Raw genomic sequence first — 818 nt, 5'->3', positions numbered from 1 at the left:
ACGCCGCGGGGCATGGTGTCGCGGGCGTATTCGATCTCCAGTTGGGTCCCTTGCAGGATCATCTGGGTCGCTTCTTCCTTCATCTCGGCATCCCACAGGTGTGGGTTTTCGATTTTGATCTGGTTGATCACGTCGATGCCGAAGTTCAGGTGCATCGACTCGTCGCGCAGGATGTACTGGAACTGCTCGGCCACGCCGGTCATTTTGTTGCGGCGGCCCATGGACAGGATCTGGGTGAAGCCGCAGTAGAAGAAGATGCCTTCCAGCACGCAGTAGTACGCGACCAGGTTGCGCAGCAGTTCCTTGTCGGTGTCGACGGTGCCGGTTTCGAACTTCGGATCGGAGATCGAACGGGTGTACTTCAGGCCCCAGGCGGCTTTCTTCGCGACCGATGGAATCTCGTGGTACATGTTGAAGATCTCGCCTTCATCCATGGCCAGCGATTCGATGCAGTACTGGTAGGCGTGGGTGTGGATCGCCTCTTCGAAGGCCTGGCGCAGGATGTACTGGCGGCACTCCGGGTTGGTGATCAGGCGGTACACGGCCAGCACCAGGTTGTTGGCGACCAGGGAGTCGGCGGTGGAGAAGAAGCCCAGGTTGCGCATGACGATGCGACGTTCGTCGTCGGTCAGGCCTTCGGGGTTTTTCCACAGCGCGATGTCGGCGGTCATGTTGACCTCTTGCGGCATCCAGTGGTTGGCGCAGCCGTCGAGGTACTTCTGCCAGGCCCAGTCGTACTTGAAGGGCACGAGTTGGTTGAGGTCGGCGCGGCAGTTGATCATGCGCTTTTCGTCAACGGCGACGCGGGCGGAGGCGCC

Annotated in this window: 1 protein-coding gene; it reads right to left on the bottom strand. The window is 60.4% G+C overall.

Annotation, left to right across the window (positions count from 1 at the left end; translation table 11 throughout):
• Positions 1 to 818: ribonucleotide-diphosphate reductase subunit beta (locus IB241_RS27300; RefSeq protein ID WP_192301273.1), on the bottom strand; the 818-nt coding region annotated here is incomplete at both ends.

This window comes from Pseudomonas sp. PDM05, from assembly GCF_014851685.1.
In the GTDB taxonomy this organism is placed as follows: domain Bacteria; phylum Pseudomonadota; class Gammaproteobacteria; order Pseudomonadales; family Pseudomonadaceae; genus Aquipseudomonas.
Note: the sequence above shows the minus strand (reverse complement) of the source record. Positions and strands in the feature narration are given on the sequence as shown.